This is a genomic window from Streptomyces sp. NPDC016469 (assembly GCF_040632905.1).
In the GTDB taxonomy this organism is placed as follows: Bacteria; Actinomycetota; Actinomycetes; order Streptomycetales; family Streptomycetaceae; genus Streptomyces.
In genome coordinates this window covers 139,756-157,776 of the sequence record NZ_JBEYCQ010000015.1, presented here as the reverse complement: position 1 = coordinate 157,776, position 18,021 = coordinate 139,756, and the positions used below count along the sequence as shown (strand labels likewise).

Genomic DNA, 18,021 nt, shown 5'->3' with positions numbered 1-18,021 from the left:
AGGCTTGGCCACGTGGAGACGGCGAGGAACGAAGCCGTAAAGGCTGCCCTCCAGCGCTGGACCATCACCAGCGCTCGCCCCAACGGCAAGGATGGCATTGCTGAACTGTGTTCAGCCCTCGAAGACTTGCCCCTCGTCGGTAAGCTTGATGAAGTTGATTTCTCCATTACCGTCGACGGCTCGGACACCGAAGTGGACACCACCCGTGACCATCCAACCGTAAAGGTCGGTTATCTCCGGGTTGCGGGTTCCGTGGTTCGGCTGGATGCCTTTCGCAGCCTTTCACGAGTAAAGCACATCGACCCACGTGAGGTTCGCAAATCTCATTCTGAATATGCCTTCGACGTCGCTCTACCCGGATCTCAACTGACTCGCCCGGGTATGAGCGGCGTGGACACCTGGCGCGTGGAACTCAACGACTTTCTTCACAGTTCCCGTTTCGACTCCAGCACCGAGATGACCCTCGCAGATGGACTTCTCGCACTGCACGGCACGCGCGGCAAGCCGGCGTCCGAGATCGGCCTGCGCGTCTGCCCTGGGTGTGGACAAAAGGCGGGGAGCAGCCTCGCACTTTCGGCTGGAAAACAAGGCGGCTCATGCCCCGCCTGCAACGCACACCTTTACCTCTCGGATGTGCTACGAACCCACGAAGAATACAACGTAGAGGGTTCAAACTTCACTCCGCTCGGGCGCGTCATGAACGTGGCCGAGCGACTGATGTCGGTGTGCTACTTGAATTTCTTCGCCGATACCGCTCCAGAGGTTCTCCGTCACACCCTCTTCATCACTGATGGGCCGCTGGCTTTGTTCGGCCCGCTCGCCCCGCTCAAGCGAAGGTTCGAGGAACACCTCGGCAACTTGAGCGACTGGTGCACAGATCAGGGGATCACTCCTCCTCTTATTGTCGGAATCGAGAAGTCGGGCGCCTTCGTTGAACATGCGGAATTGATCAAGGATCTAATTCCGCCGGGTCACGTCATGCGGCTTACCAACGCCTACATCAATAGGATCTCCGGACGTCCCGAAGGTAACGAGTACGGCGTGGACGAATTCTATGGACGCCGCTTCATCTACCGCACTCGAACCGGCGACGCTCTAGTCATCACGGTTCTCCCTAGATCGGGGCTATCGCCGTACGACGGCAACCGCCCCGAAGTGGAGGGGTGGGAGGCATATCCGACGCTCCGCCTGATATGTGAGGTTCTTGACTCTCTGAGGACTCGCATGTATCGGCATGCCGTCGTGCCCATCGCTCTGGCACACTCGGCCGCGGCGCTACCTCTCGGCGTGGGACGCTCAGTCTTGACGATGATGGCCCAGCAGAACATCCCTGGCCTGAAGCCCCACCTCCAGGCGGTCCAACCACCCACGTACTTCAAGCGGTAGGTCAATCATGTTCCGGATCACTCACCCGTCCGGCAAGATAGGCAGGTGACCTCTGTGACCTCGTCGGCGACTACTACCGCCGCAAGCGGCCTTGCCCGGTTTGCCACCTTCTTCGGTGCCGACGAGGCGATCCATACCCATACGCGCCCGCTGCCCCAGCAGTTGGAGCCCATCTCCCACGCACTCTCCCAGGGGCGTTATCAGTCCCCCTTGCGCTATCCAGGCGCCAAGTCCTCACTAGCTCCAGTGATTTCGCGAGTGATTACATCAGCGAAACAGTCTCGGGAGGTTCCCGAGGTAAACCTTCTAGTCGAGCCCTTCGCTGGCGGTGCGTCAGCCTCATTGCGATCCATCGGCGAGGGAATCGTAGACCGCATTCTACTCGCAGACGCCGACCCTCTTGTTACGGCATTTTGGCAAGCTGCCGCCGCCGACACCGAGCAGCTCATCGACCGAATGCACGAGGAATGGAAGAGGTATGTTCGCGATGGTGGCGCCTCGGCCGTAAGCCGATGGGATTACTGGCGCGCATGGTCTCCGCGTCCGGCGATGACATCGCAGGATCGCCGCCTCAGCATGGCCACGCAATGCCTGTTCCTTAATCGAACCACTTTTTCCGGTATCTTGCACGGCAAGGCTGGACCTATTGGGGGTCGCGCTCAGACCAGCAACTACCCCATTGGATGTCGCTGGAACCCCGATGCACTCGCCGATCGACTTAGGTATGTTGGCCATCTCTACGATATCGGGCGTCTAGTAGACGTATGGTGCAAGGACTGGCGGCAGACCCTGGATGATGTTCCCGAGCATTATCCGCAACTCCTACCGTCTCGCGTGGTTGCCTATCTAGATCCCCCATATATCGAAAAATCTTCCCTTTTGTACCGAACTTCGTTCGACCCCCGTGGCGGTTACGGCGGTGGTTCGAGCGTCGAGACGTCCGCTGACCCACTTCACCTTAGTCTCGCAAGCTACCTGCGAACGAGGGCACAGTTCCGCTGGCTGCTAAGCTACGATAATCACCCCATGCTTATGCAGAGTAAGTGGCTTTACGCGCAATCCAGAATGACTCCGTCAGAAGTCGATCGCGAGATTCTCGGCGTGCGGCAGTGGCGGATTACCAAGAGATTGGTCGCCACGCGCTACTCGGCAGCTGGACGTTCCGGAAAGAGGTCAGCCGAGGAATTGCTGATCACCACGCTTCCTCCAGCGACCGTGCCACTGGACGAACAGCTTCGCTTGCCGTAGCGCGCCCTCGGGATTCAGCGCGAAGAGGCACAGGTGTACGCGACTCCTGACTGGGGACCCTTCGCCGCGGCGTGATCGCCCGACTACAGCTCGCGCAAGGCGGTCGGGACTCGGCCGATGAGCATCGGGGCGCCATACCGGCCACCGCAACCCGGTTCACCCAGGGCGTCGCTGGGACGAGCGGGAACCTCTGCCCAGACGGTCTTCCCGGGGGGCTGCGTGGGTGAGTAGCCCCAGCGGCTGGCCATGGTCTGGATGAGGACGAGTCCGCGGCCCCCTGTGGCGCTGGCATCACTGGCGCGAGGTGCCGGCGGTCGCGGGTCAGGGTCACTGACCGCCAGGATGATGCCGCCGTCGGTGGGCCAGAGCATGAGCACGATCGTGCCGATGCCGACGGAATGAGCGGCCGCTTCCGTCGTCTTCGCGGGGCGTGCGTGCTGGATCGCGTTAGTAGCCAGCTCCGAGACGAGGAGCCGGGCGACTTCGATGCCCTCGTCGGGGAAGCGCCAGCGCTGGAGGATGTCGACCGTGCGGCGACGGGCCCAGCCGACGGCGTTGGGGGTGGCGGCGAGGGTCAGCTCGCTGATGGGCGGTGGGACCTGGTTCATGTGGGTGGCTCCCTCGGCGGCGTGGCCGGGTGGGTGCGGCGCTGTGGCGTGGGTGGAGGCCCGCGAGGCCGGGCAGCTGAAGACGGGGCGTCTCGGCCTCGCGGGCTGTTTGAGGGGGCTTACTTCGTGGCGACGACGTAGACGCTGCCCCAGCGGCGCTTCGGGTTGGCCACGGTGGGGTCGAACGTCCATGGCTCGACGGTGGTGAAGCCGGCCTCGGTGAAGAGCTGGACGAGCTTCTCGTGGTCGTAGGCCCAGAGGTGCGGGGTGTAGATCGGGTCGTCGTCCTGGTCGCGGAAGACGAGGTTCACGAGGTCGAGCCGCGTGTTGATGTCGCCGCGGCAGTCGCGCTTGGCGTACCAGCGCTCGATCGTCTCGTCGGTGGCGTCCAGGGGGCCGGGGTGCTGGCTCAGGGCGAAGGCGGCGTCGGGAACGCCGGTGATGATCCGGCCGCCCGGCACGAGGACGCGGTGTGCCTCGCGGACGTAGTGCTTGGCCGAGCGCGGGTAGTCGATGTGCTCCAGGAAGTGCTCGGAGAAGATCTCGTCGGTGCTGTCGTTCTCGAGGGGGATGCCCTCGCGGATGTCCCAGAGGAGGTCGGCCGGCGGAACGAGGTCGATGTTGAAGAAGCCGTCGATGCGGTGGGCTCCGCCGCCGATCTGGACCTTGGCGGGCTTGTCGTCGATGCGGCCGTTGGGCCAGGCGCGTCGGCTGGCGTGGTAGTAGCGGTGGAGCTCGATCTCCTTGGCGGCGGCCCGGAGGGTGCGTGCAAGGCCGTGGGTGGTGGCGGGGTCGGCGAGAACCGAGGCGATCTGCTCGCCGAGGAGGTCGATGGAGGGCATGCCGGAGGGACTCATCACGGATCTCCTGCGTGTGAGGTTGCTCGGGGTGGGGTGTGCCGCAGGTGGCGGCGGTGTCAGGCGGCGCTGGGCGCGGGGGCGGTCCACTGGTTGTTGCGCATGAGGGTGTACTTGATGTCCACCAGTCGCGGGGCAATGGTCAGCGCGAGCTCTTCGGCCGGGTGGAGGTGGCCGGTGTCGTCCTGCTCGGCGCGCCAGACGCGGTAGTCGAGGTTGGGGTAGGCCGGGTTGATGCCGATCTCGCCCTTGGGCATCGTGCCGTTGAACGGGACGACGATGTCCATGTGGTTCCAGTAGTTCCAGGCTTGCAGCGCCTTGTGCTGGTCGAAGTAGAAGTAGAAGTCGGGGTAGCGGCCGAAGGTGCGCAGTTCCCGGTGGATGAGGTGGCCGAGGAGCGGTCCGAGCTGGGTGGCCAGGGAGTCGAACTCCCAGCGCCTGTGGTGCCAGGCTTCGGGTGCATCGCCGGGCGCGAAGAGGCGGGCGGCGACGAGGTAGCTGATCCGCTCGACCAGGTACGCGCTCGCGTGGCCGGTGTCGATGGTCGGGTCGACTCGGTGGATGAGCGCGGCCAGCTGCTTCGGACGGGGACGGAACCTCGCGAGGTCGAACTTGCCGGCCATGGCGGGGAAGGAGGCAAACAGCATCTCCTTGTACAGCCAGTTGTTCAGCTCGCCGAGCTCGGCCAAGCGCCGGGTGTGGTGAGACGTCGAGTGGAGCATCAGGTACTCGGCGACCACTTCGAAGTACAGGTAGCCGAGGATCGGCAGGCGCGGGATCGTCTCGTCGAGCAGCTTGAGGAACGGCTCGGCATCGACCTGGGTGCCCTGGTAGGCGACCGCGGCAGCGGAGGCGAGGAACGCGGCCGAGTTCTTGACCCGGCTGACGATGGTCTCGCGCAGCTGGTGGCGTTCGTTCTTGCTCAGCAGGTACTCGAGGTGGCTGTAGATCTGCAGGTGGATGAGGCCCATCCGCAGGTAGTCCACGCCGGCGAGCCCGCGATACGCCTGCGGCGGGGTGTCAATCTCGAAGATCAGTGGGGTGGGTACCCGATCGGTGACGCCGAGCTTGGCCAAGAAGGTCGGCGCCTCCTTGGTCAGAACGTAGGCGCCGAGGTTGTGCATACGGAAGCCCTGCTCGGTCTCGGTGAGCGGCGCGCAGTAGATGCTTCCGACAAGGCAGCCGCCCGACGGGTAGAGGACGCCCTGTCGGCTGATCTCCTCCAGGGCGTGGGTGACGTGCAGCAGGTGCAGTTTGCCGTTTCCGCTGAGGGCCTCGAAGAGAGCGTTCTGCCGCAGCAGGTGTCCGTTCGGGGTGTCCTCGGCAAGGCGTCTCTCCCACGCCGTGGTGTTGGCGCCGAGTGGCGCGGCGTGGTTGGTGACGCTCGGGATGAGAGCAGAGTCGAAGAAGGCATGTGCGTCGGCCCACAGGTGGTAGGCGTCGAGGAAGTCCATGGTCAGACCAGGCCCTTCTCGGCGAGCGCGTAGCGGACGGCTGCGGGGCTGCTGGCCCCGGTGAGGTAAGCCCGCTCCGAGACCAGGACCAAGTCGAAGGCGAGCCCACGCAGCTGCTCGAAGGCGGGTTCCCGTACGTACCGGGAGTCGGGCCACCACTTGAGCTTGGGCAAGCGGTAGCGGTCCAGGGCGTCGGCGGCCTTGACCACGTCGGTGATGCGCTCGGCGCGGGCGTGGTCGGCCTTGTCGTCGGCCGCGAACTCCTTGTACGGGAGATCGTGCAGCCGTACGGCCGTGGCCGCCTGCACGATCCGCCGTGGTGTGACGGCGAGGCCGAAGTATCCCCAGACGGCGTCGGCGTTCGCCGCGAGCCAGACGGCCGCGCGGGCGCCATGCCCGCGGTCCTCTTGGTCGTTGCGTCGCTGGCAGTCATGTACGGCGGCGGCGAGGATCGCCGTGGTGGCGTCGGCGTCGTCGAGGCCATTCGCCTCGGCGAGGACGGCGGCCAGCGCCGCCGTCCTCATGGCGTGCCGCACGCCGTGGAGCGACGTGTACAGCCGGGGGTCTGCCCACCATCGTGTCGGCATTCCGCCGTGCACGAGCAGTTCCTTCGACTGTGGGCGCAGGACCGGTGCCGGCGTCGGCGGGAGGTCCGGCCTGTGGTCGCTGATCCATGCGGCGGTGGCGTGGTCCATGTGCTGGTGGAGCGGGAGCTGCCCTCGGGCAGCCAGGTCGATCAGACTTGCGGTCAGCGGGGTCGTGCTCACTCGTGCCCACCCCCTTGGTGGTCTCCGCGGTGATGTTCCCTACCGGATCGGCGCGGCCTGCTGTTCGCGCTCCTTGCGTTCCTTCTCGGCTGCCTCGAAGGCGGCGGTGAAGTCGGCCAGCTCCTGCTCCGTCATCAGCGTCACGCCGAGCGCCTCAGCGACGTCCGTGATCCTGGCCTCGGCCTCGGTGCGGGCGGCGTCCGAGGCCCCGTCCTCCAGCAGGATCTCGAACTCGGCGTGGTAGCCCCACGCCTCACTCCACTTGACCGCGATTTCGACGTCATCGAAGCGGAAGTTGTGACGGAAGTTGAACGCCTCGTGCATGGACGTGTCGAACCCGAGGGCGTTGAATACCTGCACCGCGGCGGGAACGTCGGCGGGGGCGATGGCGAACTCGGTTTCCGCGAAGGCCGCTCCCTGCCCGATCTTGCTCCCCTTGAGGGTGATCTTGGCGGTACCTGCGGCCGTGTTGTCCGTGACCTTCAGGAGTTGGTTGGGCAGCACGTAGAAGTAGATGTGCTTGTCGTCGGTGCCCAGGTCCTCGCCGTCCGTCTTCAAGCGGGTGACGAGCTGGTCGTGGGTCGCCTTGGTGAAGCGGGCACGCATCTCGATCTCGATGGCCACGGGCCTGTCTCCTTGTTTCGGACATGGCGAAGCCAGCCGGACCTCGTCGTGCGGTGCGGTCCGGTCGGGGCCGCTATGAGTTTGGTTGTCAAGCTGGGTGATGCGGCCGCTGCAGGTGCCAGCCGCATCACCCAGGTCAATCGGTAGGTCTCAGCCGAGGTCGCCGAAACGTGCCTCGACGATTCCCGAGTGCAGGTAGGTCGGCAGCGAGACTCCTCCTACCGAGGTGCGGCTGGTGGCGACCTGCTCCTCCGTCTCGCTGGGGAAATCCTCCAGCAGACGCAAGCACTGCTGCACCCATTCGCGCGACGCGGGCCAGTCACCCAGGTCACGATGGCGTACGGCCAGGGCGTAAGCGGTCTCGGTGGCCGCCCAGCGGTCGGTCGCCAGCTCGCGCTGGAAGATCGACTCCAGCTCGTCGGTGGAGGCAAGGCGGGTCTGGTTCGTCATGGTGCCCTCTCGGTTCAAACGGTGGTGCCCCAGTAGTGATCAACGCCCAGGCATCCCCGCAGTGACGCCGTGCCCCGCTGCTAGTAGGTGTAGATCTCGGCCAGCGTCTTGTAGTCCTGCAGTTCGTCCTTCTCGAACCACAGCTCCACTTCCTGCTTGGCCTCCTCCGCGTTTCCGGAAGCGTGTACGAGGTTCGCGACCGCCTTGCCGGAGGCGATGCTGGCCCCCGAGCTGTAGTGGGACAGATCTCCCCGCACCGTGCCGGCCGGAGCCTGGTTCGGGTACGTGCTACCGACGATCTTGCGGACCGTCGCGATTGCGTCGAAGCCTTCCAGCACCAGGGCGATGACCGGCCCCTGCTGCATGAACGTCGAGGTGACGTTGTAGACCTCGGCCCCCAGCCGCTCCTCCAGGTCGAAGTAGTGCTTGCGGGTGAACTCCTCGTCCATCCACTTCATCTTCGTGCCGACGATCTTCAGTGCCGCGTCCTCGAACCGCGAGATGACCCTTCCTGCCAGGCCACGCGCCAGCGCATCGGGCTTGAGCAGGACGAGCGTGCGCTCGACAGTGTGTGCCTGAACCTCGGCCATTGACTTTCCCTTTCGCCTTGCCAGATAACGAACATGACGTGCTATCAGCCGTCGTCTGATGAGGTTACCGGCGCTGACCGGATGGTTCAGACGTGCAGTCAAGGCGCCAGCATGGCGATCATCCGCGTGGAGGGGGCCGGTCCCCAGCGTCCCGTTCTGGCCAACTTGCCCATATCTGTTATCCGCTGAGCGAGCGCACCTAGAATCTCCCTACGGTCATCCGGCGGCTTTCGCGCGTCTTGCACTTCTCTCAGGTGCCGAGCTATGAGCAGCGACTTCCCCGGCTCCCGATGACTTCGATTCTTCCGGCGCTCTTAGCGCGAGCCAATGCAGTGCCGGTGCAGTAGGAGTGCAGTACGACCTGACGAAGCTTCTGCACTGAGACAGCGATGAGGGGGCAGTCCTTGTGGACGTGGTCGAGCGCTGGAGTGGCCGGTACGCGTGCCTGCTGCAGTCCGCTCTGCGGCTCGGGAACGAACAATTCGCCGCTCACCTGGGCATTGCCGTCAGGACGGTGGCGGCCTGGCATGCCGACGCGTCTGTGATGCCTCGCCAGGAGATGCAGCAACTGCTCGACACTGCGCACGAGCAGGCCCCGCCCGCCGCACGTCAGCGCTTCGCGCTTCTACTGGCGAAGGAGCAGCCGCCGTCGGACTCAGTCCCACCCGGTGCGCAGGCACTGCGCGTGGCCATCGCGGTGGTCGTCCGCGACAGCGACGTCCTTCTGGTCTGCCGTCGGGACAGCGACGCTGCGGGGATCACGTGGCAGTTTCCGGCTGGTGTCATCAAGCCCGGCGGAAAGGCAGAGACCACCACGGTGCGCGAGACGTTGGACGAGACAGGGATCCACTGCGCGGTACGCAAGCATCTCGGGAACCGACTGCACCCGGCCACCGGTGTCCTGTGTGAGTACTTCCTCTGCGAATACCTGGCGGGCGAAGCCACCAACAGCGACACCGCGGAGAACATCGACGTGATGTGGGTGCCCAGAAACGCGGTGCCCCGCTTCATCTCCGTCGATACGATCTTCCCACCCATCCTGGCCGCCCTGGAGGAGCAGACGTGACGCAGCAGACCACGGACGCGCGGCCGGGCATCGCCGCCGCCATCGTCGTTCACGAAGGCCGTGTGCTCATGGTCCGCCGCCGGGTGAGCGAGGGGCAGCTCTCCTGGCAGTTCCCCGCCGGGGAGGTCGAGCCCGGCGAGGAAGGTGAGGCCGCCGCCGTACGGGAAACCCAGGAGGAGACAGGGCTGACCGTCGAGGCGGTCAAGCTGCTCGGCGAGCGCGTCCACCCGAAGACGGGCCGGCTGATGTCGTACACCGCATGCCAGGTACTGGAGGGAACGGCATATGTCTCGGACGCCGAGGAGTTGGCCGAACTGGCCTGGGTCGCCCACGGCGAGATCCCGAGGTACGTGCCGTACGGACTGTACGAACCAGTGCAGGAGTATCTGGATGCGATCCTGAACTCTGGCTGACTCTAAGGGGGCAGAGCCAGCGTCTGTATCGCGCTGTCCATGGGCGCTACGAAGAGGCCCACAAGCCCCTGCACAGCGCTCGGAAGCCCCCTGGCCCCGTCCGACGGTCCCGAGGCGGCGGACCAGCCGCTCTGGCGCACGCCGTGCGAGGACGGCAGTGAGTTCGCGGAAGGCGGCAGCGGGCGCCCACTTGGCGCTCAGGGACAGTCACACTCGATCCACCTTCCGCTACAGATGCTGCAGGTCACATCTGCCGTCTTCGGGCAGAGCACGTGCTCATACCGATTGATCCGGCCCACGCTGTAGGTCTCGATCTCCTCGCCAGCCGCGATCGGCGCGCGGCACCTCGGACAGGTGCCGCTGTCGAACTTCGCGATGAAACTCATCTTGTCTTCCTTGCCTCGGCGCCTGGTTGGGGCTCTGCGTGACGTTTTGCGACCGCCGGTTTCAGTCAGGCGGGATGAAGGCCACGTGATAGCTACGTCGAAGGGTAAGAGATGCGTGTCGCGCCACCCCGATGTTGACGTCATGACCACGGATCGCTCGTAAGGCCCGTAAGGGCCGACGGTGTGCCGCCTGCTGTTGTTGGAGCCAATGCAGGACTATCTCGACGCCCCGCTGCTCTCACAAACCCCGGAGAGGTCACCGGCGAGGTCGGCGTGACCCACTGGCGTGAGCTGGGGTTGTGGCGGGCTGCTGGGCGTCGGGAACCGCGCCCGCCGCAAGGCGATGAAGGCCGCGATCGACGAGATGCCGCCTTTCCGACGCGTCGCCAGTCCAGCTACGCGGCTGCACGTCAAGGCCAGGCTCCGCGCGGCCCTGAATGATGCGATCGGACAGGGTCGCCCAGTGGGAGCAGACGGGCGAGAAGCCGTCTCCCGTGATGGTCTGGACTCCTCAGCAGACCAGTGCCTTCCTCGTCTTCGTCGCCGAGGACCGGCTGTACGCGATGTGGCATCTCATCGCCTTCCCCGGCCTCCGCCGTGGCGAGGCATGCGGGCAGTCGTGGTCGGAAACGAACCTCGACACCCACTTCCTCACCGTCCCCTCCCAACTCGTGCAGGAAGGCTGGGAAGTGGAGGGGTCCGGCCCCAAGGCCGGCAGCGGCTCCCGCGTGTTCGCGCTCGACGACGACACCGTCGACGTCCTGAAGCGGCACCGCGAGCGGCAGAACGCGGACCACAAGGAGTGGGGCTCGGCCTGGGTCGACACCGGTCACGTCTTCACGCAGGAAGACGGCTCCTGGCTCCACCCCGGCAAGGTGACCGAGCTCTTCGAGCGCGTGGTCGTCGCCTCCGGCCTTCCGCCGATCCGATTGCACGACCTGCGCCACGGCGCTGGAACCCTCATGCTGGCCGCCGACATAGACATCGACATCGTGTCGGACACGCTCGGGCACAGCGACACCCGGATCACGCGGGACATCTACCAGAGCGTCCTGCCTCACGTCGGCAGGAGCGCCGCTGAGGCCACCGCGAAGCTCGTCCCTCTCCAGCGCAAGGCCGAGGCCGAGAAAGCGGCACGCAAGGCCGCGAACAAGAAGGCCAAGAAGGCTGCGGCCAAGAACGCCAGCAAGGCAAAGGGCGGCAAGCCCAAGGATGGGGCGAAAGCCCAGGCCGAGGTGGGCAAGAAGGCCAAGCGCAGGAAGCCCAAGAAGTAGGCCCCCGAGCCGCTCCGCTCACGCATCGCTCACGCAAGCACTTCCATGGCATCTCCGTCGTGCGGCCCGGCATGCGCGGACATGAAAAAACCCCAGGTCACGGCGAGTGAGTCCTGGGGTAATTCCGAGCCGCCTTCGGGATTCGAACCCGAGACCTACGCATTACGAGTGCGTTGCTCTGGCCAACTGAGCTAAGGCGGCGCGCCCTGTTCGCACCATGATGCGATCAGCAGCGACGCCAAGTCTACACAGTTTCCGTGGGTGCTCCGAACCACCCCGCTTCGGGGGCGTTCGTGCAGGTCAGGTGCACTTCTTGCCCTCGGCCGGCGGGGTGCCCTCCAGGAGGTACGTGTTGATCGCCGTGTCGATGCAGTCGCTGCCGCGTCCGTACGCCGTGTGGCCGTCGCCCTCGTAGGTGAGGAGGGTGCCCGAGGACAGCTGGTCGGCCAGGGACTCCGCCCAGGCGTACGGGGTGGCCGGGTCGCGGGTGGTGCCGACGACGACGATGGGGGCGGCGCCCTCGGCCTCGATGCGGTGGGCGGTGCCGGTGGCGGGGACGGGCCAGTGGGCGCAGTTCAGGGCCGCCCAGGCGAAGCCCCTGCCGAAGACCGGGGACGCCTTCTCGAAGGAGGGGAGGGCCTTCTCGACGGCCTCGGGGCCGCTGAAGGCGGGTGGGAGGTCGAGGCAGTTCACCGCGGCGTTGGCGAACATCAGATTGGTGTACTTACCGCTCGGCTCGCGCTCGTAGTAGCTGTCGGCCAGGGCCAGCAGCCCGGAGCCGTCGCCCGACTCGGCGCCGGTCAGCGCCTCGCGCAGCTGGGGCCAGGCCGACTCGTCGTACATGGCGGCGATGACGCCCGTCGTGGCGAGCGATTCGCCCAGCTCGCGCGACTCCCCCGTCGGGATCGGGTCCTCGTCGAGGTCGGCGAAGAGCTTCTTCAGGCGGTCCGCCGCGTCGGAGGCGGACGTGCTCCCGAGCGGGCAGTCCGCCTGCTTCACGCAGTCCTTCGCGAACGACTGGAACGCCGTCTCGAAACCCGCCGTCTGTGCCCGGTTCATCTCCACCGACGTGAGCGAGGGGTCCATCGCCCCGTCGAGGACCAGGCGGCCGGTGCGGCCGGGGAACAGCTCGGCGTAGGTCGCCCCGAGGAACGTCCCGTACGACGCCCCCACGTAGTTCAGGCGCTCGTCGCCGAGCAGGGCGCGCAGCATGTCCATGTCGCGTGCCGTCTCCACGGTCGAGACATGCGGCAGGACCTCGCCCGAGCGCTTCTCACAGCCCGAGGCGAACTTCTCGAAGGCGCCACTCAGCTTCGTGACCTCGGCATCGTCGTCCGGGGTCTGGTCCACCTGTGTGTACGCGTCCATCTGCGGCCCGGTCAGGCACTCGACGGGCTCGCTGCGCGCCACCCCCCGCGGGTCGATGGCCACCATGTCGTAGCGGGCCCGCACCTGGGCGGGGTAGCCGATCCCCGCGTAGCCCTGGAGGTAGCCGATGGCCGATCCGCCGGGACCGCCCGGGTTCACCAGGAGGGAACCGATCCGCTTGCCGGGACCGGTCGCCTTCTTGCGCGAGACGGCCAGCTTGATCTCGCCGCCGTCCGGCTTCGCGTAGTCCAGCGGCGCCTTCATCGTCGTGCACTGGAAGCCGCTGACACCGCAGTCCCGCCAGCTGAGGTGCTGCCCGTAGTACGGCTTCAGGCCGGCCGGGACGGCCGAGGGCGACGCGGACGCCGCGCCGGCGGAGGACGTGGCTCCCGACGACGATCCTCCGCCGCTGCACCCCGAGACGAGCAGGCCGGCAGTGCCGAGCGTGAGGGCGAGAGTGCGGAACGGGCGCCTGGTGTCCATGCCCGGAGCGTAGCCGCAGCCCCGCCGTTCACCCGGTTCCTTGCTCTTTCGGGTGAATCGGCGAACCCACTCAGCAACCGGTGGTGCGCCCAGCGCCTCAGCCCGCGCGCAGCGCCATGGTCATCGCCTCCACCGCCAGCAGCGGCGCCACATTGCGGTCCAGGGCGCGGCGGCAGGCCGACACCGCCTCGATCCGGCGCAGCGTGCGCTCCGGGGTGGACGAGCGCGCGACGCGATCCAGGGCGTCCTCGGCGTCGGCGTTGGCTATCGCGATCCGCGAGCCGAACTGCAGGGCGAGCACATCGCGGTAGAAGCCGGTCAGCTCGGTGAGCGCCAGATCGAGGCTGTCGCGCTGGGTGCGGGTCTTGCGGCGCTTCTGCCTGTCCTCCAGCTCCTTCATCACCCCGGCCGTCCCGCGCGGCATGCGCCCCCCGGCGGCGGCACCGAGCGCCGCCTTCATGTCCTCCGTTTCCTTCGCGTCCACCTCCTCGGACGCCTGCTTCGCGTCCTCGGTCGCGGTGTCGATCAGCTCCTGCGCCGCCTTGAGGCACCCTCCGATGTCCTCGACGCGCAGCGGCAGCTTCAGCACTGCGGCCCGGCGCGCCCGGGCCCGCTCGTCCGTGGCGAGGCGGCGCGCCCGGCCGATGTGCCCCTGGGTGGCGCGGGCCGCGGCGGCGGCCCGCTCCGGGTCGATGCCGTCCCGGCGGACCAGGACGTCGGCGACCGCGTCGACCGGCGGCGTACGCAGGGTGAGGTGGCGGCACCGCGACCGGATCGTCGGCAGCACGTCCTCCAGCGAGGGCGCGCACAGCAGCCACACCGTGCGCGGGGCGGGCTCCTCGACCGCCTTCAGCAGGACGTTGCCCGCGCCCTCGGTGAGGCGGTCGGCGTCCTCCATGACGATGACCTGCCAGCGCCCGACCGCAGGCGAGAGCTGGGCACGGCGCACCAGCTCACGGGTCTCCTTCACACCGATGGAGAGCAGGTCGGTGCGGATCACGTCGACGTCCGCGTGCGTACCGATGAGGCTGGTGTGGCAGCCGTCGCAGAAGCCGCAGCCCGGCGCCCCGCCCAGCGCGCGGTCGGGGCTGGTGCACTGGAGCGCGGCGGCGAAGGCCCGGGCGGCGGTGGAGCGCCCGGAGCCCGGCGGGCCGGTGAACAGCCAGGCGTGCGTCATCTTCGAGCCGGGCGGCACCGGCTCCCCCGCCGCGGCGGCGGTGACCAGCACGTCGGCGTCCCGGGCGGCGGCGCCCAGCTGCTCCTGCACCCGGTCCTGGCCGACCAGGTCGTCCCACACGGACATGGGGCACCGCCTTCCGCTTCGCTCGACGTGTGGCTCGCGTCGATCCGGTCTCCCATTGTGAGGGACGGGTCCGACAACGCGGACGCCGATGGCCCCGCACCCGTGGAGGGCGCGGGGCCATCGGCGTACTTCAGCCGGTCACCGGACCGGTCAGCGGCGCGGCCGCCGTCCCCGGCCGCCCGACGACTCCGGGCCCTCGTCCTCGTAACCGCCCAGCAGTTCGTCGGCCAGGCTGGGCAGGTCGTCGAGCGGGGTCTCCTCCGCCCAGTCGGGCCGGGGGCGCCGGGATCGCTGCTGCTCGGCGTGCGGGTCGGTGATCTGCGGCAGCTCACGGGTGCGCTCGTTGTCGCCCTCCGCCGGCCGCTCGTCCCGGAAGATGCCGCGCGGCACGCGGTCGGCCGGGTCGGGCTCCCGTACGCCGCCACCGCGCCCGGTGTCCGGCACGGCGGGCAGCACGGTCGTCTCGTCGGAGTCGTCCGAGAACTTCGGGATCACGGTCGTCTCGTCCTGGTCGGACGGCCGGGGCCCGCCGCGGCCCCGGCCGGGGCCGGACGCCGGATCCACGGGTGCGGGCACGGGCTGCGTGATCTCGTTCGGGTCGACGATCGGCGTGGGCACGGTCAGCTCGTTGTCGGGCCCCGCGGCCTCGTCGCCGCTGCCGGAACCCTTGGCTTCCGGCGAACCCCCGGAGTCCTGCCGCAGCCGGGATTCCTCCTCCCGGGCGGCCCGGGCGCGGGCCTCCTGCCGCGCGGCCAGGGCGCGGGCCTCCTCCTCGCGGGCGGCCCGCTCACGGGCACGCTCCTCGGCGGCAGCCGCTTCGGCCTCGGCCTTCGCCCGGGCCTCCGTCTCGGCCTGGCGGCGGGCGCCCTCGGCCCGGATCAGGGCCTCCTCGGCCTTGCGCTGCTTCTCCAGCCGCGCGGCCTCGGCCTCCTTGCGCAGGCGGGACTCCTCCTCCGCCTGCCGGCGCAGTCGCGCCTGCTCCGCTTCGTACGCCGCTTCCTCGGCCTCGCGGCGCACGCGCTCGGCCTCCGCGACGCGGCGGGCCTCCTCGGCACGCTGCCGCTCCTCCTCGGCCTTGCGGGCGGCCTCCTCCTCGGCGCGGCGCCTGGCCTCCTCGGCGCGCTGCCGGGCTTCCTCTGCCTGGCGCTCGGCCTCGCGCCGGCGCGCTTCCTCCTCCTCGCGGCGCTTGCGCTCCTCCTCCTCGGCGCGGAGCTTGGCGAGCTGTTCCTGCCGCTCGCGCTCCAGGCGCTCCTCCTCGGCCTTGCGGGCGGCCTCTTCCTCGGCGCGGCGCCTGGCCTCTTCCTCAGCGGCTCTGCGGGCCTCCTCGCGGGCCTTGATCTCGGCCTCGGAGAGCGGCAGGACCTGGTCGAGGCGGTGGCGTACGACCGTGGTGATGGCCTCGGGTTCCTGCCCGGCGTCCACCACGAGGTAGCGCGTCGGGTCGGCGGCGGCCAGGGTCAGGAAGCCGGAACGCACCCGGGCGTGGAACTCGGGCGGCTCGGACTCCAGCCGGTCGGGCGCCTCGGTGAACCGTTCCCTCGCGGTCTCGGGCGCGACGTCCAGGAGGACGGTCAGGTGGGGTACGAGGCCGCTCGTCGCCCAGCGCGAGATGCGGGCGATCTCGGTGGGCGCCAGATCGCGGCCCGCACCCTGGTAGGCGACGGACGAGTCGATGTAGCGGTCGGAGATGACGACGGCGCCGCGCTCCAGGGCCGGGCGGACGACCGAGTCGACGTGCTCGGCGCGGTCGGCGGCGTACAGCAGGGCCTCGGCCCGGTTGGAGAGCCCGGCCGACGACACGTCGAGCAGGATGGACCGCAGCCGCTTGCCGACCGGGGTGGCACCCGGCTCACGGGTGACGACGACCTCGTGGCCCTTGGCCCGGATCCACTCGGCGAGCGCCTCGACCTGCGTGGACTTGCCGGCTCCGTCGCCGCCCTCCAGGGCGATGAAGAAGCCGTTCGCGGCGGGCGCGACGGCCGGATCGCCGCCGCGCAGCGCCTCGCGCAGGTCGCGCCGGAGCGGTACCCCGGAGCGGTCGTCCGTCTTCGCGAGGACGATGACCGCGACGGGCAGCAGCAGCGCACCGACCAGCATCAGGGTGAACGCGGCGCCGCCGTGCGCGAAGACGAAGTCGCCGATGGTCAGCCGGTGGGTGCCGATGGCCGCGGCGACCAGGGGGCCGCCGACCGCACCGAGGGCGATGAGGACCCGGACGACGGCCTGGAGGTGCTCGGCGATCCTGGTCCGGCGGGCCTCCTCGGTCTCCTGGTCGACGAGGACATGACCGGTGTTCGCGGCGACGCCCGCCGCGTAGCCGGCGAGTACGGCGAGCAGGACGACGGTCGCGGTGTCCGGGACGAGGCCCATTGCCAGGAGGGCGATGCCCGTGACGGCGGTGGCGAACGAGAGCATCCGCCGCCGCGACAGGGTGGGCAGCACCTTCCCCGCCGTACGGATGCCCACACCCGTACCGCCGGTGAGGGCGAGGACCAGCAGGGCGAGGGTGACGGGCCCGCCGCCGAGGTCGCTGGCGTGCAGCACGGCGACGGCGGCCGCGGCCGCGATGGCACCGGCGACCGCCGCGCAGGTGGCGACGACCAGCGGGATGGAACCGGTGCGTCCCTTGTCCGGGCCGTTCCCCGCGGACGGCCGGCGCAACCCCTCCAGGGGCGAGCGCGGACGGGGCGTCTGCGTACCGGGCAGTTCCAGGAAGTACAGGATGGAGATGGAGGCGGAGAACAGCCCGGCCGCGACGTACGAGCCGAGGGCCGCCTGATGGAAGGAGAACCAGTCCAGGCCGGAGCCCAGCAGGCTGCCGATCACCGTGGCGACCAGCAGGACGGCCGCGGCGAGGGGAACGGCCGCGAAGTCCGTACGCAGGGACAGCCGGCGCAGTGCGTCGAGGTGGTCCGGCAGCGGGCGCACGGCGGCGCCCTCGATCGGCGGGGCGGGCAGCAGCGCGGGCGCCGCGCTCTCCTTGGCGACGGTCCAGAGCCGTTCGGCAGCCCCGGCCACGAAGACGGTGACGAGGATCATCATGAGCGCGTGGGAGGGCGTCCAGTCGATCCACAGGGGCGCGACGACGAGCAGCAGGAGTCGCAGCCCGTCGGTGCCGATCATCAGCCACCGCCGGTCGACCGGCCCCCCGGGCGCGGTGAGCGACGTCAACGGCCCGAGAAGTACGGCTCCGAAGAACAGGGTGGAAATAATCCGGGCCCCGAACACGGCGGCGACGGCAAAGGCCGCCCCCCGGTATCCGGTCCCGAATGAGCCCTCGAGAACCGCCGCTTGCAGCGACAGCAGCACCAGCACGAGAAGGGCGAGTGCATCGCCGGTACTGCCGACGAGCTGTGCGCTCCACAACCGCTTCAGCGGAGGAACACGCAACAGGGCTCGTACGGCGCGCTCGCGTGAGTCTGCGGCAAGTGCGTCGGAGGTGGGGCTCACGACCGTAGGCTGCTCGGCTCGCGTCATCCGCCCAGCCTAACGGGACACCCACATCCCCCGTGCCCCCACCCGAACAAACACCCACCCAGCCTCGCCGCACCACCCAGCCCCGCCGGCGTTTGAAGCGCGGGGCCCGGGGCACAGCCCTGGTCCGCCCCGCCGCGAAACCAAGCCCCGCCGGCGTTTGAGGCGCGAGGCCCGGGGCACAGCCCTGGTCCGCCCCGCCGCGAAACCAAGCCCCGCCGGCGTTTGAGGCGCGGGGTCCGGGGCACAGCCCTGGTCCGCCCCGCCGCG

At 68.6% G+C, this 18,021-nt stretch carries 14 protein-coding genes, 1 tRNA gene and 1 pseudogene; 5 read left to right on the top strand and 11 right to left on the bottom strand.

Going from position 1 to position 18,021, the window contains the following annotated elements; genetic code table 11:
* Nucleotides 1-12: 12 nt before the first annotated feature.
* Both ABZ565_RS19220 and ABZ565_RS19215 read left to right on the top strand, forming a co-directional pair.
* The gene (locus tag ABZ565_RS19220; RefSeq protein WP_361027887.1) at nt 13-1,386 is read left to right on the top strand and encodes a hypothetical protein; all 1,374 of its coding nucleotides are present in this window, start codon (nt 13-15) and stop codon (nt 1,384-1,386) included.
* A 45-nt stretch (nt 1,387-1,431) separates the two neighbouring features.
* Complete coding sequence (locus ABZ565_RS19215; RefSeq protein ID WP_361027884.1) at nt 1,432-2,634, top strand: DNA adenine methylase; 1,203 nt, start codon at nt 1,432-1,434, stop codon at nt 2,632-2,634.
* Between the two features lie 83 nt (nt 2,635-2,717).
* Here ABZ565_RS19215 and ABZ565_RS19210 read toward each other — a convergent pair whose 3' ends face one another.
* The 7 genes from ABZ565_RS19210 to ABZ565_RS19180 all read right to left on the bottom strand — a co-directional run bounded on the left by ABZ565_RS19210 (nt 2,718) and on the right by ABZ565_RS19180 (nt 7,984).
* A complete protein-coding gene (locus ABZ565_RS19210; protein ID WP_361027881.1) occupies nt 2,718-3,242 on the bottom strand; it encodes an ATP-binding protein in 525 nt (174 codons plus the stop codon).
* Between the two features lie 119 nt (nt 3,243-3,361).
* Nucleotides 3,362-4,099, bottom strand: coding sequence for a methyltransferase domain-containing protein (locus ABZ565_RS19205; protein WP_361027878.1), 738 nt, complete (start codon nt 4,097-4,099; stop codon nt 3,362-3,364).
* Nucleotides 4,100-4,158: 59 nt separating this feature from the next.
* Nucleotides 4,159-5,553: a hypothetical protein gene (locus ABZ565_RS19200; RefSeq protein WP_361027875.1), complete on the bottom strand. Its 1,395-nt coding sequence runs from the start codon at nt 5,551-5,553 to the stop codon at nt 4,159-4,161.
* 2 nt (nt 5,554-5,555) lie between these two features.
* Nucleotides 5,556-6,320, bottom strand: a complete 765-nt coding sequence (locus ABZ565_RS19195) for a hypothetical protein (RefSeq protein WP_361027872.1) — start codon at nt 6,318-6,320, stop codon at nt 5,556-5,558.
* 39 nt (nt 6,321-6,359) lie between these two features.
* Entirely contained in the window at nt 6,360-6,944 is a 585-nt protein-coding gene (locus tag ABZ565_RS19190; protein ID WP_361027869.1) for a CYTH domain-containing protein, read from the bottom strand.
* A 150-nt stretch (nt 6,945-7,094) separates the two neighbouring features.
* Nucleotides 7,095-7,394: a hypothetical protein gene (locus ABZ565_RS19185; RefSeq protein ID WP_361027866.1), complete on the bottom strand. Its 300-nt coding sequence runs from the start codon at nt 7,392-7,394 to the stop codon at nt 7,095-7,097.
* 80 nt (nt 7,395-7,474) lie between these two features.
* Nucleotides 7,475-7,984, bottom strand: coding sequence for a nucleoside-diphosphate kinase (locus tag ABZ565_RS19180; protein WP_073963933.1), 510 nt, complete (start codon nt 7,982-7,984; stop codon nt 7,475-7,477).
* Nucleotides 7,985-8,390: 406 nt separating this feature from the next.
* On the opposite strand from ABZ565_RS19180, the gene ABZ565_RS19175 reads away from it, so the two are divergent.
* The 3 genes and pseudogenes from ABZ565_RS19175 to ABZ565_RS19165 form a co-directional block, all read left to right on the top strand.
* Nucleotides 8,391-9,050, top strand: coding sequence for an NUDIX hydrolase (locus ABZ565_RS19175; protein ID WP_361027862.1), 660 nt, complete (start codon nt 8,391-8,393; stop codon nt 9,048-9,050).
* Nucleotides 9,047-9,463 (top strand): NUDIX hydrolase, encoded by a 417-nt coding sequence (locus ABZ565_RS19170; RefSeq protein WP_361027859.1) that lies wholly within the window; start codon nt 9,047-9,049, stop codon nt 9,461-9,463. The genes ABZ565_RS19175 and ABZ565_RS19170 overlap by 4 nt, the downstream gene beginning before the upstream one ends.
* Before the next feature lie 699 nt (nt 9,464-10,162).
* Nucleotides 10,163-11,123: pseudogene (locus ABZ565_RS19165) on the top strand (site-specific integrase); the annotation flags it as partial.
* Between the two features lie 127 nt (nt 11,124-11,250).
* On the opposite strand, the gene ABZ565_RS19160 reads toward ABZ565_RS19165, so the two are convergent.
* The 4 genes from ABZ565_RS19160 to tmk form a co-directional block, all read right to left on the bottom strand.
* Nucleotides 11,251-11,324, bottom strand: a tRNA-Thr gene (locus ABZ565_RS19160).
* A gap of 99 nt (nt 11,325-11,423) precedes the next feature.
* Entirely contained in the window at nt 11,424-12,974 is a 1,551-nt protein-coding gene (locus tag ABZ565_RS19155; RefSeq protein ID WP_361027856.1) for an alpha/beta hydrolase, read from the bottom strand.
* Nucleotides 12,975-13,071: 97 nt separating this feature from the next.
* Nucleotides 13,072-14,277, bottom strand: a complete 1,206-nt coding sequence (locus ABZ565_RS19150) for a DNA polymerase III subunit delta' (RefSeq protein WP_361027853.1) — start codon at nt 14,275-14,277, stop codon at nt 13,072-13,074.
* 150 nt (nt 14,278-14,427) lie between these two features.
* Entirely contained in the window at nt 14,428-17,754 is a 3,327-nt protein-coding gene (tmk, locus tag ABZ565_RS19145; protein ID WP_361027850.1) for a dTMP kinase, read from the bottom strand.
* Nucleotides 17,755-18,021: the final 267 nt, after the last annotated feature.

Coding starts and splice junctions, on each gene's coding strand:
- ABZ565_RS19180 (WP_073963933.1), bottom strand. CDS start 7,984: ATGGCCGAGGTTCAGGCACACACTGTCGAGCGCACGCTCGTCCTGCTC.
- ABZ565_RS19205 (WP_361027878.1), bottom strand. CDS start 4,099: ATGAGTCCCTCCGGCATGCCCTCCATCGACCTCCTCGGCGAGCAGATC.
- ABZ565_RS19200 (WP_361027875.1), bottom strand. CDS start 5,553: ATGGACTTCCTCGACGCCTACCACCTGTGGGCCGACGCACATGCCTTC.
- ABZ565_RS19210 (WP_361027881.1), bottom strand. CDS start 3,242: ATGAACCAGGTCCCACCGCCCATCAGCGAGCTGACCCTCGCCGCCACC.
- ABZ565_RS19185 (WP_361027866.1), bottom strand. CDS start 7,394: ATGACGAACCAGACCCGCCTTGCCTCCACCGACGAGCTGGAGTCGATC.
- ABZ565_RS19155 (WP_361027856.1), bottom strand. CDS start 12,974: ATGGACACCAGGCGCCCGTTCCGCACTCTCGCCCTCACGCTCGGCACT.
- ABZ565_RS19150 (WP_361027853.1), bottom strand. CDS start 14,277: ATGTCCGTGTGGGACGACCTGGTCGGCCAGGACCGGGTGCAGGAGCAG.
- tmk (WP_361027850.1), bottom strand. CDS start 17,754: ATGACGCGAGCCGAGCAGCCTACGGTCGTGAGCCCCACCTCCGACGCA.